The 16,369-nt window shown below is 47.8% G+C and carries 12 protein-coding genes, 3 tRNA genes, 3 rRNA genes and 1 riboswitch; of the genes, 16 read left to right on the forward strand and 2 right to left on the reverse strand.

All coding sequences use genetic code 11. The annotated features are described in order from the left end of the window. Nucleotides 1-17: 17 nt before the first annotated feature. Both aroE and EPB59_RS12555 read left to right on the forward strand, forming a co-directional pair. The gene (gene aroE / locus EPB59_RS12550) at nucleotides 18-854 is read left to right on the forward strand and encodes a shikimate dehydrogenase (RefSeq protein ID WP_154173029.1); all 837 of its coding nucleotides are present in this window, start codon (nucleotides 18-20) and stop codon (nucleotides 852-854) included. Next, the gene (locus EPB59_RS12555; protein WP_154173031.1) at nucleotides 851-1,126 is read left to right on the forward strand and encodes a DUF1488 domain-containing protein; all 276 of its coding nucleotides are present in this window, start codon (nucleotides 851-853) and stop codon (nucleotides 1,124-1,126) included. Before aroE ends, EPB59_RS12555 begins: the two co-directional genes overlap by 4 nt. Here the strand turns inward: EPB59_RS12555 and EPB59_RS12560 are convergent. Beyond that, on the reverse strand, nucleotides 1,107-1,658 hold the full coding sequence (locus EPB59_RS12560) for a gamma carbonic anhydrase family protein (protein ID WP_000095093.1): 552 nt from the start codon (nucleotides 1,656-1,658) through the stop codon (nucleotides 1,107-1,109). The two genes, EPB59_RS12555 and EPB59_RS12560, sit on opposite strands and share 20 nt — an antisense overlap. 188 nt (nucleotides 1,659-1,846) lie before the next feature. Here EPB59_RS12560 and EPB59_RS12565 point away from each other — a divergent pair, with 188 nt between their 5' ends. The 14 genes from EPB59_RS12565 to thiH all read left to right on the forward strand — a co-directional run bounded on the left by EPB59_RS12565 (nucleotide 1,847) and on the right by thiH (nucleotide 14,342). Next, nucleotides 1,847-1,987: a hypothetical protein gene (locus EPB59_RS12565; RefSeq protein ID WP_000614016.1), complete on the forward strand. Its 141-nt coding sequence runs from the start codon at nucleotides 1,847-1,849 to the stop codon at nucleotides 1,985-1,987. A 159-nt stretch (nucleotides 1,988-2,146) separates the two neighbouring features. After that, nucleotides 2,147-3,689: ribosomal RNA gene (locus EPB59_RS12570) — 16S ribosomal RNA — on the forward strand. Nucleotides 3,690-3,751: 62 nt separating this feature from the next. Next, a tRNA-Ala gene (locus EPB59_RS12575) sits at nucleotides 3,752-3,827 on the forward strand. A gap of 288 nt (nucleotides 3,828-4,115) precedes the next feature. Beyond that, a 23S ribosomal RNA gene (locus EPB59_RS12580) occupies nucleotides 4,116-7,001 on the forward strand. 94 nt (nucleotides 7,002-7,095) lie between these two features. Next, nucleotides 7,096-7,211 (forward strand): 5S ribosomal RNA (gene rrf / locus EPB59_RS12585). The 16S, 23S and 5S rRNA genes sit together here with 3 tRNA genes alongside, the layout of an rRNA operon. Nucleotides 7,212-7,242: 31 nt before the next feature. Further along, nucleotides 7,243-7,319 (forward strand) — tRNA-Asp (locus EPB59_RS12590). Between the two features lie 31 nt (nucleotides 7,320-7,350). Next, nucleotides 7,351-7,427: transfer RNA gene (locus EPB59_RS12595), tRNA-Trp, on the forward strand. A gap of 225 nt (nucleotides 7,428-7,652) precedes the next feature. Then, nucleotides 7,653-8,033, forward strand: a complete 381-nt coding sequence (gene crcB, locus EPB59_RS12600; RefSeq protein WP_055052086.1) for a fluoride efflux transporter CrcB — start codon at nucleotides 7,653-7,655, stop codon at nucleotides 8,031-8,033. Between the two features lie 52 nt (nucleotides 8,034-8,085). Next, a riboswitch (TPP riboswitch) is annotated at nucleotides 8,086-8,184 on the forward strand. A gap of 99 nt (nucleotides 8,185-8,283) precedes the next feature. Beyond that, nucleotides 8,284-10,224, forward strand: coding sequence for a phosphomethylpyrimidine synthase ThiC (gene thiC / locus EPB59_RS12605; protein ID WP_154173033.1), 1,941 nt, complete (start codon nucleotides 8,284-8,286; stop codon nucleotides 10,222-10,224). A gap of 2 nt (nucleotides 10,225-10,226) precedes the next feature. Continuing rightward, a complete protein-coding gene (locus EPB59_RS12610; protein WP_154173035.1) occupies nucleotides 10,227-11,498 on the forward strand; it encodes a thiamine phosphate synthase in 1,272 nt (423 codons plus the stop codon). After that, complete coding sequence (locus EPB59_RS12615) at nucleotides 11,488-12,261, forward strand: HesA/MoeB/ThiF family protein (RefSeq protein ID WP_154173037.1); 774 nt, start codon at nucleotides 11,488-11,490, stop codon at nucleotides 12,259-12,261. The genes EPB59_RS12610 and EPB59_RS12615 overlap by 11 nt, the downstream gene beginning before the upstream one ends. Next, nucleotides 12,255-12,458 (forward strand): sulfur carrier protein ThiS, encoded by a 204-nt coding sequence (gene thiS, locus EPB59_RS12620; protein ID WP_055052090.1) that lies wholly within the window; start codon nucleotides 12,255-12,257, stop codon nucleotides 12,456-12,458. The genes EPB59_RS12615 and thiS overlap by 7 nt, the downstream gene beginning before the upstream one ends. 4 nt (nucleotides 12,459-12,462) lie before the next feature. Continuing rightward, entirely contained in the window at nucleotides 12,463-13,233 is a 771-nt protein-coding gene (locus EPB59_RS12625; protein ID WP_154173039.1) for a thiazole synthase, read from the forward strand. Beyond that, nucleotides 13,230-14,342, forward strand: a complete 1,113-nt coding sequence (gene thiH / locus EPB59_RS12630) for a 2-iminoacetate synthase ThiH (RefSeq protein WP_154173041.1) — start codon at nucleotides 13,230-13,232, stop codon at nucleotides 14,340-14,342. Before EPB59_RS12625 ends, thiH begins: the two co-directional genes overlap by 4 nt. A gap of 143 nt (nucleotides 14,343-14,485) precedes the next feature. Here the strand turns inward: thiH and EPB59_RS12635 are convergent, their stop codons facing one another. Continuing rightward, complete coding sequence (locus tag EPB59_RS12635) at nucleotides 14,486-16,279, reverse strand: aminopeptidase P family protein (RefSeq protein WP_154173043.1); 1,794 nt, start codon at nucleotides 16,277-16,279, stop codon at nucleotides 14,486-14,488. Nucleotides 16,280-16,369 lie beyond the last annotated feature (90 nt).

Here is a 16,369-nt window from a genome sequence, read left to right on the forward strand (position 1 = left end):
ATTGTTTAGGCAAAGATATGGCTTCTCAAATCGATCAGTATGTAGTTTTTGGTAATCCCATTAACCACAGTAAATCCCCCTTTATTCATACGCTGTTTGCACGTCAAACCCAACAGCCCATGACCTATACCGCACAATGCGTGCCAGTCGATGGGTTTATCGAAGCGGCTAATCACTTCTTTGCGCAAGGTGGGCGAGGCTGTAATGTAACGGTGCCTTTCAAGGAAGATGCGTATCGTTTTGCTGGGCGACTGACGGAACGCGCTCGGTTGGCTGGTGCGGTGAACACGCTGAAAAAGTTGGATGATGGTGAAATACTCGGTGACAACACTGATGGCGAAGGCTTGGTACAAGATCTGCTCGCTCAACAAGTGCAACTGAAAGGTGCGACTATTTTGTTGATTGGCGCAGGTGGTGCGGCGCGTGGTGTGCTCAAACCACTGCTGGATCAACAGCCCTCCTCGATTACGATTACCAATCGGACGTTATCTAAAGCCGAACAATTGGCGGAGATACTGGCACCCTACGGTACTGTGATAGCCAAACCTTTCACAGAGATTACTCAAAGCTATGATGTGATCATTAACTCGACCTCAGCCAGTCTAGATGGTGAGCTTCCTGCGCTTGATCCTGTGATTTTTTCACCTCGCTCTGTCTGCTATGACATGATGTATGGCAAAGGGCACACCGTATTTAACCAATGGGCCCTACAACAAGGCTGTGCGCAGGTGATTGATGGCTTAGGTATGCTAGTGGGGCAAGCTGCGGAAAGTTTTATGTTGTGGCGAGGATTACGTCCGGGAACCAAGCAAATTTTGCGCGAGCTGCGTAAAAATCTTGAGGGGGCACTATGAACCAATCCATCCTGTTTCCAGACTTACAGCATTGGGATGAGAGCAAACAAGCCGTCGTATTTTTTGCTCAGCAAAACGGAGCGTTAATCGAATGTCTTGTGGCACGTCAAGTTCTACAAGAACTCTCAGGCGAAGCCTTAGCAGAATCGCAACACGTGATGATGGTATTCAGTGAATGGCGTTTTGACCTAGAGGAACTCGCCGAACAAGCGATTGAAGACGAAATGTTTAACTCTCTAGGTCAAATTGAGATCACTCGCGAACGGTTTTAACGTCATTCAGATAGTCATTTTTACTCTGAACGTAGTTACTTGAAGACTTTAAGAGAAAAGCGCGCTCTTTTTCATTGAGAGGGCGTGCTTGTTTGACTGGGCTACCTATATAAAGAAAGCCACTTTCGAGTTGCTTGCCAGGAGGCACTAAACTGCCCGCGCCAATCATCACATCACTTTCAATTACGACGCCGTCCAACACGATAGAACCCATACCGACTAATACACGATCATGAATAGTGCAACCATGTAGCATGACTTTATGCCCAACCGTCACATCATCTCCTATCAGTAGAGGATATCCATTCGGGTTTTCAGCGTTTTTGTGGGTGACATGTAATACAGAGCCGTCTTGAATGTTAGTGCGCTTCCCAATCCGAATGTGGTTCACATCACCACGAGCTGCCACTAAAGGCCAAATGCTTGCATCATCATCCAGTTCAATGTCTCCAACGATGACTGCGCTGGCATCCACATAAACCTTTTCCCCTAATTTTGGCGCAATGCCTTTATAGCTACGAATTGAACTCATGATTTCACCTTTTTATAAGCGAGTAGTGGGTATAGTAGATGGCCTAATCATTAACAAATAGCCAATTATGCCTAAAACATCACCAAGTATCCGAAATCTTTAAAAAACTTCTAAAAAGTGCTTGCCAATATAACTAGCTTCTCTATAATCCGCCCTCACTGACACGGCAGACGCAACAAGCGTTAGCAGTGATTCAGTTCGGTGTTTTAGGTGGCGAAATCGCCAACGAAAATAAACTGAAAAAAGTGTTTGACACAACAGTTTATCTCGCTAAAATGGCCGCCTCTTCTGAAGCGGACCGCCAAGAAGAACGCTCTTTAACAATATAAACCAATCAATCTGTGTGGGCACTCGTTGATGATAATCAAAAAAAGATTTATCAATGAACTGAGTGGCCATTTGAATGAGCAATCATTCAGCACAGTCAATTCACTATCGAAAGATAGTATCAGTATTCATTGAGCCGAAGCGAAAGCTTCAAAAACTTTTAATTGAAGAGTTTGATCATGGCTCAGATTGAACGCTGGCGGCAGGCCTAACACATGCAAGTCGAGCGGCAGCACAGAGGAACTTGTTCCTTGGGTGGCGAGCGGCGGACGGGTGAGTAATGCCTGGGAAATTGCCCGGTAGAGGGGGATAACCATTGGAAACGATGGCTAATACCGCATAACCTCGTAAGAGCAAAGCAGGGGACCTTCGGGCCTTGCGCTACCGGATATGCCCAGGTGGGATTAGCTAGTTGGTGAGGTAAGGGCTCACCAAGGCGACGATCCCTAGCTGGTCTGAGAGGATGATCAGCCACACTGGAACTGAGACACGGTCCAGACTCCTACGGGAGGCAGCAGTGGGGAATATTGCACAATGGGCGCAAGCCTGATGCAGCCATGCCGCGTGTATGAAGAAGGCCTTCGGGTTGTAAAGTACTTTCAGTAGGGAGGAAGGTGGTTAAGCTAATACCTTAATCATTTGACGTTACCTACAGAAGAAGCACCGGCTAACTCCGTGCCAGCAGCCGCGGTAATACGGAGGGTGCAAGCGTTAATCGGAATTACTGGGCGTAAAGCGCATGCAGGTGGTTTGTTAAGTCAGATGTGAAAGCCCTGGGCTCAACCTAGGAATCGCATTTGAAACTGACAAGCTAGAGTACTGTAGAGGGGGGTAGAATTTCAGGTGTAGCGGTGAAATGCGTAGAGATCTGAAGGAATACCGGTGGCGAAGGCGGCCCCCTGGACAGATACTGACACTCAGATGCGAAAGCGTGGGGAGCAAACAGGATTAGATACCCTGGTAGTCCACGCCGTAAACGATGTCTACTTGGAGGTTGTGACCTAGAGTCGTGGCTTTCGGAGCTAACGCGTTAAGTAGACCGCCTGGGGAGTACGGTCGCAAGATTAAAACTCAAATGAATTGACGGGGGCCCGCACAAGCGGTGGAGCATGTGGTTTAATTCGATGCAACGCGAAGAACCTTACCTACTCTTGACATCCAGAGAATCTAGCGGAGACGCTGGAGTGCCTTCGGGAACTCTGAGACAGGTGCTGCATGGCTGTCGTCAGCTCGTGTTGTGAAATGTTGGGTTAAGTCCCGCAACGAGCGCAACCCTTATCCTTGTTTGCCAGCACGTAATGGTGGGAACTCCAGGGAGACTGCCGGTGATAAACCGGAGGAAGGTGGGGACGACGTCAAGTCATCATGGCCCTTACGAGTAGGGCTACACACGTGCTACAATGGCGTATACAGAGGGCAGCGATACCGCGAGGTGGAGCGAATCTCACAAAGTACGTCGTAGTCCGGATTGGAGTCTGCAACTCGACTCCATGAAGTCGGAATCGCTAGTAATCGCAAATCAGAATGTTGCGGTGAATACGTTCCCGGGCCTTGTACACACCGCCCGTCACACCATGGGAGTGGGCTGCAAAAGAAGCAGGTAGTTTAACCTTCGGGAGGACGCTTGCCACTTTGTGGTTCATGACTGGGGTGAAGTCGTAACAAGGTAGCGCTAGGGGAACCTGGCGCTGGATCACCTCCTTACACGATGGTTATCGTGATGAGTGTCCACACAGATTGATTCGGTTTAGATTTGAGCATTAAGTGGGGCTATAGCTCAGCTGGGAGAGCGCTTGCATGGCATGCAAGAGGTCTGCGGTTCGATCCCGCATAGCTCCACCATCTTTAAGCGTTTTCGCTGAGAATGTTTAAAAATGGTTTTCATCAGAAAATCTTGCTCTTTAACAATTTGGAAAGCTGACAAAACAACAAATTATTGTTGTTTGTAAAGTTCTCAATGTTTATCGAAAGATAAACACCAACAACACATTCAAGTGTGCTTGGTATCGAATAAGACTTCGGTCTTGTTCAAAATTTGAGTCCGGCAAAATCTGTCTCGCACTCATGTAAATTAAACGCGAGACAACTTAGGTTGTTTAAACAACAACCCGAAACTCCTTCGGGTTGTATGGTTAAGTGACTAAGCGTACACGGTGGATGCCTGGGCAGTCAGAGGCGATGAAGGACGTACTAACTTGCGATAAGCGCAGATAAGGCAGTAAGAGCCGTTTGAGTCTGCGATTTCCGAATGGGGAAACCCAACTGCATAAGCAGTTACTGTTAACTGAATACATAGGTTAACAGAGCAAACCGGGGAACTGAAACATCTAAGTACCCCGAGGAGAAGAAATCAACCGAGATTCCGGTAGTAGCGGCGAGCGAACCTGGATTAGCCCTTAAGCACTCGGTGAAGTAGGTGAACAAGCTGGAAAGCTTGGCGATACAGGGTGATAGCCCCGTAACCGACGCTTCATCGAGCGTGAAATCGAGTAGGGCGGGACACGTGATATCCTGTCTGAATATGGGGGGACCATCCTCCAAGGCTAAATACTCCTGACTGACCGATAGTGAACCAGTACCGTGAGGGAAAGGCGAAAAGAACCCCTGTGAGGGGAGTGAAATAGAACCTGAAACCGTGTACGTACAAGCAGTAGGAGCACCTTCGTGGTGTGACTGCGTACCTTTTGTATAATGGGTCAGCGACTTATATTCAGTGGCAAGGTTAACCGTATAGGGGAGCCGTAGCGAAAGCGAGTCTTAACTGGGCGCTCAGTCTCTGGATATAGACCCGAAACCGGGTGATCTAGCCATGGGCAGGTTGAAGGTTGAGTAACATCAACTGGAGGACCGAACCGACTAATGTTGAAAAATTAGCGGATGACTTGTGGCTAGGGGTGAAAGGCCAATCAAACTCGGAGATAGCTGGTTCTCCCCGAAAGCTATTTAGGTAGCGCCTCGGACGAATACTACTGGGGGTAGAGCACTGTTAAGGCTAGGGGGTCATCCCGACTTACCAACCCTTTGCAAACTCCGAATACCAGTAAGTACTATCCGGGAGACACACGGCGGGTGCTAACGTCCGTCGTGGAGAGGGAAACAACCCAGACCGCCAGCTAAGGTCCCAAAGTATTGCTAAGTGGGAAACGATGTGGGAAGGCTCAGACAGCTAGGATGTTGGCTTAGAAGCAGCCATCATTTAAAGAAAGCGTAATAGCTCACTAGTCGAGTCGGCCTGCGCGGAAGATGTAACGGGGCTAAGCAATACACCGAAGCTGCGGCAATGTCCTTTGGACATTGGGTAGGGGAGCGTTCTGTAAGCCGTTGAAGGTGAATCGTAAGGTTTGCTGGAGGTATCAGAAGTGCGAATGCTGACATGAGTAACGACAAGGGGGGTGAAAAACCTCCCCGCCGGAAGACCAAGGGTTCCTGTCCAACGTTAATCGGGGCAGGGTGAGTCGACCCCTAAGGCGAGGCTGAAAAGCGTAGTCGATGGGAAACGGGTTAATATTCCCGTACTCAATCAAATTGCGATGGGGGGACGGAGAAGGCTAGGTGGGCCAGGCGACGGTTGTCCTGGTTCAAGTGCGTAGGCTTAAGAGTTAGGTAAATCCGGCTCTTTCTAAGGCTGAGACACGACGTCGAGCTACTACGGTAGTGAAGTCATTGATGCCATGCTTCCAGGAAAAGCCTCTAAGCTTCAGATTTGATGGAATCGTACCCCAAACCGACACAGGTGGTCGGGTAGAGAATACCAAGGCGCTTGAGAGAACTCGGGTGAAGGAACTAGGCAAAATGGTACCGTAACTTCGGGAGAAGGTACGCTCTTGATGGTGAAGTCCCTCGCGGATGGAGCTGACGAGAGTCGCAGATACCAGGTGGCTGCAACTGTTTATTAAAAACACAGCACTGTGCAAAATCGCAAGATGACGTATACGGTGTGACGCCTGCCCGGTGCCGGAAGGTTAATTGATGGGGTTAGCGTAAGCGAAGCTCTTGATCGAAGCCCCGGTAAACGGCGGCCGTAACTATAACGGTCCTAAGGTAGCGAAATTCCTTGTCGGGTAAGTTCCGACCTGCACGAATGGCGTAATGATGGCCACGCTGTCTCCACCCGAGACTCAGTGAAATTGAAATCGCTGTGAAGATGCAGTGTACCCGCGGCTAGACGGAAAGACCCCGTGAACCTTTACTACAGCTTGGCACTGAACATTGAACCTACATGTGTAGGATAGGTGGGAGGCTATGAAGACGTGACGCTAGTTGCGTTGGAGCCGTCCTTGAAATACCACCCTTGTATGTTTGATGTTCTAACTTAGACCCATTATCTGGGTTGAGGACAGTGCCTGGTGGGTAGTTTGACTGGGGCGGTCTCCTCCCAAAGAGTAACGGAGGAGCACGAAGGTGGGCTAATCACGGTTGGACATCGTGAGGTTAGTGCAATGGCATAAGCCCGCTTAACTGCGAGAATGACGGTTCGAGCAGGTGCGAAAGCAGGTCATAGTGATCCGGTGGTTCTGTATGGAAGGGCCATCGCTCAACGGATAAAAGGTACTCCGGGGATAACAGGCTGATACCGCCCAAGAGTTCATATCGACGGCGGTGTTTGGCACCTCGATGTCGGCTCATCACATCCTGGGGCTGAAGTCGGTCCCAAGGGTATGGCTGTTCGCCATTTAAAGTGGTACGCGAGCTGGGTTTAGAACGTCGTGAGACAGTTCGGTCCCTATCTGCCGTGGGCGTTGGAAGATTGAAGGGGGCTGCTCCTAGTACGAGAGGACCGGAGTGGACGAACCTCTGGTGTTCGGGTTGTGTCGCCAGACGCATTGCCCGGTAGCTAAGTTCGGAATCGATAACCGCTGAAAGCATCTAAGCGGGAAGCGAGCCCTGAGATGAGTCTTCCCTGATACTTTAAGTATCCTAAAGGGTTGTTCGAGACTAGAACGTTGATAGGCAGGGTGTGTAAGCGTTGTGAGGCGTTGAGCTAACCTGTACTAATTGCCCGTGAGGCTTAACCATACAACACCCAAGGGGTTTTGTAGTGGACTCAATAAGCTAAGCGCATAAGAATGTGTGTGAGAACGAAAACAGCTTTCCGAATTTTAAGAATTTGCTTGGCGACCATAGCGTTTTGGACCCACCTGATTCCATCCCGAACTCAGAAGTGAAACGAAACAGCGTCGATGGTAGTGTGGGGTTTCCCCATGTGAGAGTAGAACATCGCCAGGCTTTTAATTTAGCACCAAGCGCTAACCAATGCGGAGCGGTAGTTCAGTTGGTTAGAATACCGGCCTGTCACGCCGGGGGTCGCGGGTTCGAGTCCCGTCCGCTCCGCCACTTATTTAGAGCTTAGGCTCACAAGAACAACAGGGGTGTAGCTCCAATTGGCAGAGCAGCGGATTCCAAATCCGCGTGTTGGGAGTTCGAATCTCTCCACCCCTGCCATATATTGAACCTCAGCAGCAATGCTGAGGTTTTTCTTTATCTGTGTTTTGACAAATTCCAGTCAAACATCGTGATACGTGACGTATGTAACTTTTCTTATTTACCATCTATGCCTCCCTTCTTCCCATATTTCTTCTTTTAATTAAATCTATTCTTGCGCTGAAATATCGCACTTTATCATTATGAATGTTTAAAATAGCTTCTCTAAATAATGGAGGAACAAGCATGCCGCTATCTATGTTGGGGTTTATTGCTTTGGGTGGGGCGATTGGCGCTTGTGCCCGCTTCTTAGTCTCTGAAATGTGCATTACTCTTTTTGGCCGGGGTTTCCCTGTGGGAACGCTCACCGTGAATGTTGTTGGTTCATTCATTATGGGGGTTTTGATTGCTTGTGTTGAAAACGAGTGGTTAAGCCCTTACCCGTGGAAACAAGTGATTGGCCTCGGTTTTCTGGGGGCATTGACGACATTCTCTACTTTCTCAATGGATAATGTGCTGTTAATGCAACAAGGAGCCTTTTTTAAAATGGGAGCGAATGTGCTGCTCAACGTGATTTTGAGTATTTCCGCTGCTTGGCTTGGGTTCTACTGGTTAATAAAAAGTTGATAAGTGAAACAGTCATTTTACTTGGTTAACCAATAACCTTTATCTATAATGCTTCCACTTGTCGGAGTGCCATTGGGCTGAGACCGTTTATTCGGGATCCGTTGAACCTGATCAGGTTAATACCTGCGAAGGGAACAAGAGAAGACTCTCTGGGTGACCTATTATTTTTAGTAGCGATCTTACCTGTCGACTCACCTCTTATAGCATTTTTCCGTCAAGCATTTCTCCCTCTTATTAAAAAGGAAATGCTATGTCGAATCGTAAGCAAGCAAGACTGGAAGCTAAACGTTTTATAGAAACTCTTTCAGTTGAACCCTATCCAAACTCTCAAAAGACATATCTTGTAGGATCTCGTACGGATATTCGTGTGCCTGTGCGTGAAATAACCCTCAGTAATACTTTGATCGGTGGTAGCAAAGAGGCACCTATTTTTGAGCCTAACGAGCCGATCTGTGTCTACGACACCTCTGGTGTTTATACTGATCCTGAGCATGATATAGACCTCTATACAGGACTCCCTAAACTGAGAGAGTCATGGATTGAAGAGCGTCAGGATACCCAGATTCTATCTAGCATGAGTTCTCATTTTGCTCGTGAGCGATTGGCCGATGAGACACTTGATGAGCTGCGCTATGGGCATCTTCCTCGGATTCGACGGTCTGCAAAGCAGCGTCGAGTGACTCAGTTACATTACGCAAGACAGGGTATTGTTACACCTGAAATGGAGTTCGTTGCGATTCGAGAAAACTCTCGTCGCCTATCAAATCAAGACCCCAGTTTAACTCAGCAACATGCAGGCCAGAATTTTGGAGCACACCTTCCTGATTTGATTACCCCTGAATTCGTACGCAATGAGGTTGCAGAAGGGCGTGCCATTATCCCATGCAATATTAATCATCCTGAATCCGAGCCAATGATCATTGGTCGTAATTTCTTGGTTAAGGTGAACGCAAATATTGGTAACTCTTCGGTCAGTTCATCTATCGAAGAGGAGGTGGAGAAACTGGTGTGGGCTACTCGCTGGGGTGCAGATACGGTCATGGATCTTTCTACTGGGCGGAATATTCACGAAACACGAGAATGGATTCTGCGCAATAGCCCTGTCCCTATTGGTACTGTACCTATGTATCAAGCATTAGAAAAAGTGAATGGCATCGCTGAAAATCTCACTTGGGAAGTCATGCGTGACACTTTGCTTGAGCAAGCCGAGCAAGGTGTGGACTATTTTACGATTCATGCCGGTTTGTTATTACGTTATGTGCCGATGACGGCAAAACGCATGACTGGGATTGTTTCTCGCGGTGGTTCTATCATTGCTAAATGGTGCCTTTCTCACCATAAGGAGAATTTCCTTTATACCCATTTTCGTGAAATCTGTGAGATTTGCGCGCAATATGATGTGGCTCTATCTCTTGGAGATGGGCTTCGTCCAGGCTCGATTGCTGATGCTAACGATGAAGCACAATTTGCTGAGTTACGTACCCTTGGTGAGCTAACCCAAATAGCTTGGGAATATGATGTTCAGGTCATGATTGAAGGCCCAGGACATGTGCCGATGCATTTGATTAAGGCGAATATGGATGAGCAGCTAAAACACTGCCATGAGGCTCCTTTCTATACTCTTGGACCATTAACCACCGATATCGCTCCTGGTTATGATCACATTACCTCAGGTATTGGTGCGGCAATGATTGGTTGGTTTGGGTGTGCCATGCTCTGCTATGTAACGCCGAAAGAGCACTTAGGATTACCCAATAAAGAAGATGTTAAAACAGGCCTTATTACGTACAAGTTAGCTGCACATGCTGCTGATTTAGCAAAAGGGCATCCAGGGGCTCAGATTCGCGACAATGCATTATCAAAAGCGCGTTTTGAATTCCGTTGGGAAGACCAATTCAACCTTTCATTAGATCCGGTAACAGCTCGTGCTTTCCATGATGAAACTTTACCGCAAGAGTCGGGTAAGGTTGCCCATTTCTGTTCTATGTGTGGCCCTAAATTCTGTTCTATGAAGATTTCACAAGAGGTAAGAGATTACGCTAATCATCAACAAACCTCAGAGACTTCAGTCATTGAATTGACCATGCCGGAGCAATTGGCTCAACAAGGAATGCACGATAAATCTCAAGAGTTTTTAGCCTCGGGGGCTGAGCTCTATCATCCATTAGTTAAAGAATTAGCTGAGGAGTGATGATGGCTCGCTTAGTTTTTCCCCGTCACATGGCTGCATTCACTGGCCGAGTGCAATCAGTGTTGTTTCTGGCTGAAAAGCAGGGATTTTCTATACAACACATCAGCTTAGATGTGGGTGATAGTCCATATTTTGTATTAATCGGTGGGTGTTCGTTAGTGATTGGCAGTGATGTGTGCTCCCCAGAGAACGCAAGTGAACCTTTAGATTATTACATACAGTATTTAGCAGGGCAGCCAGTACATCAGGCCAACTGTACGGTGAAGGTGGGGCTGCCCGATCCGCGTGACGGTGATTTCCAAATAGATCAGTGGCTTACTAAGGCGAACACTCCACAACAGATCTCTTATCCATTTGTTCATACATCATTGAATTATCAGCATAATCAACATCTTGCTTGGGTGTTAGCACTGTTAGCTCTGGATTTTCCTCTTGAGGATACATTGTGTATTGCTCGTGCCGCGATGAGTCAAGCTCTGTATGTTTCACGTGAAACATGGCCGACACAGTGGCAGCATTTTCCTGTAGTCAAAACAGCGTCGCATTCCGTTAAAGTTGTCGCTTTCCCTGCAATCGATAAGGCAAAATTTACACTCTACCCTGTAGTAGACGATGTGGCTTGGATTGAACTTCTATTGAAGCTTGGAGTAACCACGGTTCAATTGCGTATTAAAGATCCATCACGGCAAGACTTGGAAGAGCAAATCTCTCGCGCAGTCAGTTTGGGGCGGGAATATGACGCACAAGTCTTTATTAACGATTACTGGCAGCTGGCCATTAAGTACCATGCTTATGGTGTTCATCTGGGGCAAGAGGATCTGACGTCTGCCAATTTAGAACTGTTGTCGCAAGCAGGATTGCGATTAGGCCTCTCGACCCATGGTTATTTTGAGTTAGTGAATGCGGCATGTATACAACCTAGCTATATTGCACTGGGCCATATTTTCCCCACGACAACTAAACAGATGCCATCAAGACCACAAGGATTGGTACGCTTGGCGGCTTATCAAACCGTTGCTGATCAGATGCCTTATCACGGTGATCTAGGCATACCCACGGTGGCGATTGGAGGGATTGAACTCTCAAATATTCGTGATGTGCTCGCTTGTGGAGTGACGTCAGCTGCTGTTGTTCGGGCGATCACTCTAGCTGAGAATCCAGCTTTCGCCGTGCACCAACTCTTCTCTGCGTTTTATGAGTGTAAGGAAAAGCAGTTTCTGGGTCTGAAACAGAAAATAGCCACTTTGACTCAGGAGGCTAGTGATGCTCAGTGATCAACTTTTTCTGCGCTACCAACGGCAAATTAGCCTTGCCGAAGTGGATCACATCGGTCAACAAAAACTCATCAATGCGCGAATTTTGATGGTCGGGTGCGGTGGTCTTGGTTGTGTGGTGGCTCCTTATTTAGTCGGAGCTGGTATCGGGAGTCTCACCATTGCTGATGGAGATGAGTTGGAAATACACAATTTACATCGGCAGATTATCTATCGCGAAGAACAGTTAGGAGGCAATAAGGCGGAATTACTAGTCCAACATCTCCGCCTATTGAATTCTAATGTCCGCATTCGAACCGTTCCAAGGCAAGTTGACGAGCTGATTTTGACACTGGAAATAGATCAAGTGGATCTGGTCATTGACTGCAGTGACAACTTGGCAACCCGTCATGCCATTAACCGAGTCTGCTTTAATGCACAAGTTCCACTCATTAGTGGTGCGGCAATCGGGTGGGAAGGACATTTGATGGCGTTTCGCTATCAGCAAAACTCGCCTTGCTATCACTGCATTGTTCCAGATATGTCGGAGAGACAGCGCTGCAGCGACTCTGGTGTGATTGGACCCGTGGTGGGAATGGTAGGGAATGCACAAGCATTACTTGCTCTACATTATTTACTCGATAACACGCGATTTCCTGCCGAACAATTGATGCGCTTTAATGGAATGCAAATGCAATGGCAAACCTTGCAATTACACCAAGATAAAGCCTGTCCTGTTTGCGGTATTCATTCCGCAGTAATCAAGGAGTGTGCCCAGTGTTAGTTATATTTATTAATCAACAGCCTTTTAACGTTGTTGCTGAAACTTCATTGCGTGAATTGCACACCCAGCTCAAGCTCCCGCAACAAGGCTGTGTATTTAGTCTCAATGGCGATGTGATTCCCAGAAGTGAATGGGAACACGTTGGGTTAAGTGCAGGTGATCAGATTTCACTATTTCAAGCGATAGCAGGAGGCTAATCCCATGCTGAAGATTGCAGACAAAACATTTCATTCCAGATTATTTACGGGTACCGGAAAATTCTCCAACCGCACCGTCATGACGAATGCACTCGCAGCTTCGGGATCGGAGTTGGTCACCATGGCATTGAAGCGTATTGATTTCACCCAACTTAACGACGATATTCTCGCACCTCTACTCAACATGCAGATCAACTTGTTACCCAATACATCGGGTGCCAAAAACGCGGCCGATGCTGTGTATGCGGCTCAGTTGGCACGAGAAGCTTTGGGAACATCTTGGTTAAAGTTAGAAATTCATCCCGATCCGAAATATTTAATGCCAGATCCCGTGGAGACTTTGCTGGCGGCAGAGCAGTTGGTTAAATTGGGTTTTACCGTCTTACCTTATTGTCATGCGGACCCCGTGCTGTGCAAAAGATTGGAAGAAGTCGGATGTGCCGCCGTGATGCCGCTTGGTTCCCCGATCGGTAGTAATCAAGGCTTAGCCTCTAAAGCTTTCCTCGATATTATCATCGAACAAGCTAATGTTCCGGTGATTGTTGATGCTGGGATTGGTTCACCCTCTGATGCGGCATTAGCGATGGAATTGGGTGCCGATGCGGTGCTGGTTAACACGGCTATTGCAGCCGCTAGGGATCCAATCGCGATGGCTCAAGCATTTAAGCTTGCAGTTGAAGCGGGACGCATGGCGTATGAGTCAGGTATGCCATCACGCTTAAGGACGGCATCAGCTTCGAGCCCGTTAACTGGATTTTTGGATTTTGCGTTATGACGTTCATGCAGCGCTTCCAACTAATGGACTGGGATGACATTCGCCTATCTATTCATGCCAAAACAGCAAGGGATGTGGAGCAGGCTCTCTCTTCGCATAAGCGTACACTGGAGGACTTCAAAGCACTGATTTCTCCTGCTGCAGAGCCTTACCTCGAAGCAATGGCTCAAGTCGCTTATCAAGCTACTCGTCAGCGATTTGGTAACACTATGTCGATGTATATCCCGCTTTATCTTTCGAATCTTTGTTCAAACTCATGTACCTATTGTGGTTTTTCGATGGAGCACCGAATCAAGCGCAAAACACTGAATGTTGAAGAGGTTGAGCGTGAGGTTGTAGCGATCAAGAAAATGGGATTTGATAGTGTCTTGCTCGTCACGGGAGAACATGAAACTAAAGTTGGTATCGACTATTTTCGCCGAGTATTGCCCATCATCAAGCGGGCATTCAGCTACGTTGCGATGGAAGTACAGCCGTTACAACAAGAAGAGTACGCTCAGCTGATTGAACTCGGGCTCGATGCCGTCATGGTCTACCAAGAAACCTATCATCCATCAACTTATGCTCAGCATCATCTACGTGGCAATAAGATGGATTTCCAATTCCGATTGGAAACGCCGGATCGTTTGGCGAAAGCGGGTATTGATAAGATCGGTATTGGGGCATTAATTGGCCTTGAAGATTGGCGCACTGACTGCTTTTTTGTAGCCGCACATCTGGACTATTTACAGAGGCAGTATTGGAAAACACGCTACTCGATCTCTTTCCCACGCTTGCGCCCGTGTGAAGGTGCATTGCAACCGAAATCGGTAATGTCTGATCGGCAATTAGTTCAATTAATCTGTGCTTATCGCTTATTGAACGGTGAAGTTGAGTTATCACTTTCTACTCGGGAGTCTCCCGAATTCCGCAATCAGGTGGCCAAACTTGGGGTGACTTCGATGTCAGCGGCTTCGAAAACTCAGCCGGGGGGATACGCAGATCCAAAAGTGGAGCTAGAGCAGTTTTCTGTCAGTGATGAGCGTTCTGCGGCAGAAGTGAGCGCAGCGTTAATGACACAGGGATTACAAGTCGTTTGGCAAGATTGGCATCGAGCCTATTCGAGATGATGTTTCACGTGAAACCAACTTGGTTTTAATTAGTTTGTAAAAGTTAACGCTCCAAAAAGTTATAGATAAAAGAAAACCGCCAATCGGCGGTTTTCTTTTATCAGTAGGTTCTTGCTAAATGCATTAAACCCACGGGTATTGCGTTATGAATGGCTCAATGGTGACGTCGCTTGAACAAGCCATTGGTGAGTTGCCTCGTTAGTGATGAGAGGGCTTACTTCATCCCATACTTTTTGATGGTATTGATTGAGCCAATTCAACTCCGGTTTGGTCAGTAAATTCACGTCAATCGCACGCTTATCGATCGGGCAACGAGTTAAAGACTCAAAGCCGAGTACCGAGAAATCACCTTGAGTTTGGAACTCAGAGACGAGCTCTAGGTTTTCAATACGAATCCCGAAAGCGTCAGCTCGGTAATAGCCCGGTTCATTGGAGAGCACCATTCCGGGACGTAAAGCGACACTATTGTGTACTTTTGCGATCCGCTGTGGCCCCTCATGAACACTTAAAAAGTGGCCTACACCGTGGCCAGTACCATGGTCATAGTCATAGCCTTGCGCCCACAAGTGTTGTCTAGCTAACACATCCAGTTGTGAACCTGTAGTGCCGTTAGGGAAGCGGGCACGAGCTAACGCGATGTGTCCTTTGAGCACTAAAGTGAATTGTTGTTTCATCTCAGAGCTGACATTACCAATCGCAATGGTGCGGGTAATGTCGGTGGTTCCATCGGTGTATTGGCCACCAGAGTCAACCAAATACAGGCTATTCATTGAAAGCTCACCAGGTATGGGTTGATTTTGATGGTTGTAATGACACATGGCTGCGTTGGTGCCTGCCGCGGAAATCGTATCAAAACTTAGGTCGACTAGAGTCGGGTCCTGGCGACGGAAAGTTTCCAATCGTTCAGCCAGCTGCGCTTCGTTATGTAAACGGCCGTTGGCTACTTCACTGTCTAACCATGCGAGAAATTGCACCATGGCTGCACCATCGCGCACATGGCAAGCGCGCATTCCTGCCACTTCAACGCTGTTTTTGGCTGCTTTAGGCAGTAAGCACGGATCCGCTTCATTGATCAACTCTGCTCCTGCATTCTGCAACGTGAGTGTGAACCAAGCATTGCTAGTCGCAGAATCGAGCATGACACGACGACCAGAGAGTTGACGCAGTTTCGCTTCAAGCTGCTCAGGATGATGTACGCGAACCGTCCCTCCCACATGGGCATCAAAGTCTGCCGCCAAGCGTACAGGGTCAAGGAAAAAATCGACACTTGCGTCGCTATGAACAATCGCGTGAGAAAGCAAAACGGGCAAGCGAGAAACATCCAAACCACGGATATTGAGTAGCCATGCGATCGAATCAAGCTCGGTAAGCACTACGCAATCGACATTTTTAGAGCGCAAGGTGGCTGCGATCAACTCTCGCTTTTCAAGGCTAGTCTGGCCAACTCGCGCCAAAGGCATTAAGCGCATTTCAGACACAACAGGTGCTGGGCGATCATGCCATAACCGATCAACGGGATTATCCGCTACCGGACACAGTAACACTTTCCCCGCAAGTTTTTGCTGCGCTTGAGTAAGCCAGCTGCCACGGTGCATACGTGGGTCATAACCCACTTTGGCTCCCGCTGGAAGTTGTTCCGCTAACCAACCTAAGTAAGGTTCTTCAATCAAATGGCGGTACTCAAACAACTCAGGAGAGACCTGTTTACGTACTTGAACGGTATAGCGGCCATCAACAAAAATCGCAGCACGATTGGTAGCAACGATCGAAGCACCGGCAGAACCAGTAAAACCCGTTAACCAATGCAAGCGCTCGTTGTGTTCGGGGACATATTCACCGAGATATTCATCTTCATGAGGGATGATGAAAGCATCAAGTTGTTGGGTGTGTAGCCAGTGGCGAAAATCCGCGAGGCGCTGAGCATAAGAGTTTGACATCTGAGGTTATCCTTTTTCTAAACAGTCCTTTGTTATGGCTTGCTGTATCGCGATGAAAGAGACAATACAGCAAGTGGACGAGAGCGAATA

This window comes from Vibrio metoecus (assembly GCF_009665255.1).
GTDB classification, from domain to species: domain Bacteria; phylum Pseudomonadota; class Gammaproteobacteria; order Enterobacterales; family Vibrionaceae; genus Vibrio; species Vibrio metoecus_B.

Coding starts and splice junctions, on each gene's coding strand:
- EPB59_RS12615 (WP_154173037.1), top strand. CDS start 11,488: ATGCTCAGTGATCAACTTTTTCTGCGCTACCAACGGCAAATTAGCCTT.
- EPB59_RS12555 (WP_154173031.1), top strand. CDS start 851: ATGAACCAATCCATCCTGTTTCCAGACTTACAGCATTGGGATGAGAGC.
- thiH (WP_154173041.1), top strand. CDS start 13,230: ATGACGTTCATGCAGCGCTTCCAACTAATGGACTGGGATGACATTCGC.
- EPB59_RS12610 (WP_154173035.1), top strand. CDS start 10,227: ATGGCTCGCTTAGTTTTTCCCCGTCACATGGCTGCATTCACTGGCCGA.
- aroE (WP_154173029.1), top strand. CDS start 18: ATGGCTTCTCAAATCGATCAGTATGTAGTTTTTGGTAATCCCATTAAC.
- thiC (WP_154173033.1), top strand. CDS start 8,284: ATGTCGAATCGTAAGCAAGCAAGACTGGAAGCTAAACGTTTTATAGAA.
- EPB59_RS12625 (WP_154173039.1), top strand. CDS start 12,463: ATGCTGAAGATTGCAGACAAAACATTTCATTCCAGATTATTTACGGGT.
- EPB59_RS12560 (WP_000095093.1), bottom strand. CDS start 1,658: ATGAGTTCAATTCGTAGCTATAAAGGCATTGCGCCAAAATTAGGGGAA.
- crcB (WP_055052086.1), top strand. CDS start 7,653: ATGCCGCTATCTATGTTGGGGTTTATTGCTTTGGGTGGGGCGATTGGC.
- EPB59_RS12635 (WP_154173043.1), bottom strand. CDS start 16,279: ATGTCAAACTCTTATGCTCAGCGCCTCGCGGATTTTCGCCACTGGCTA.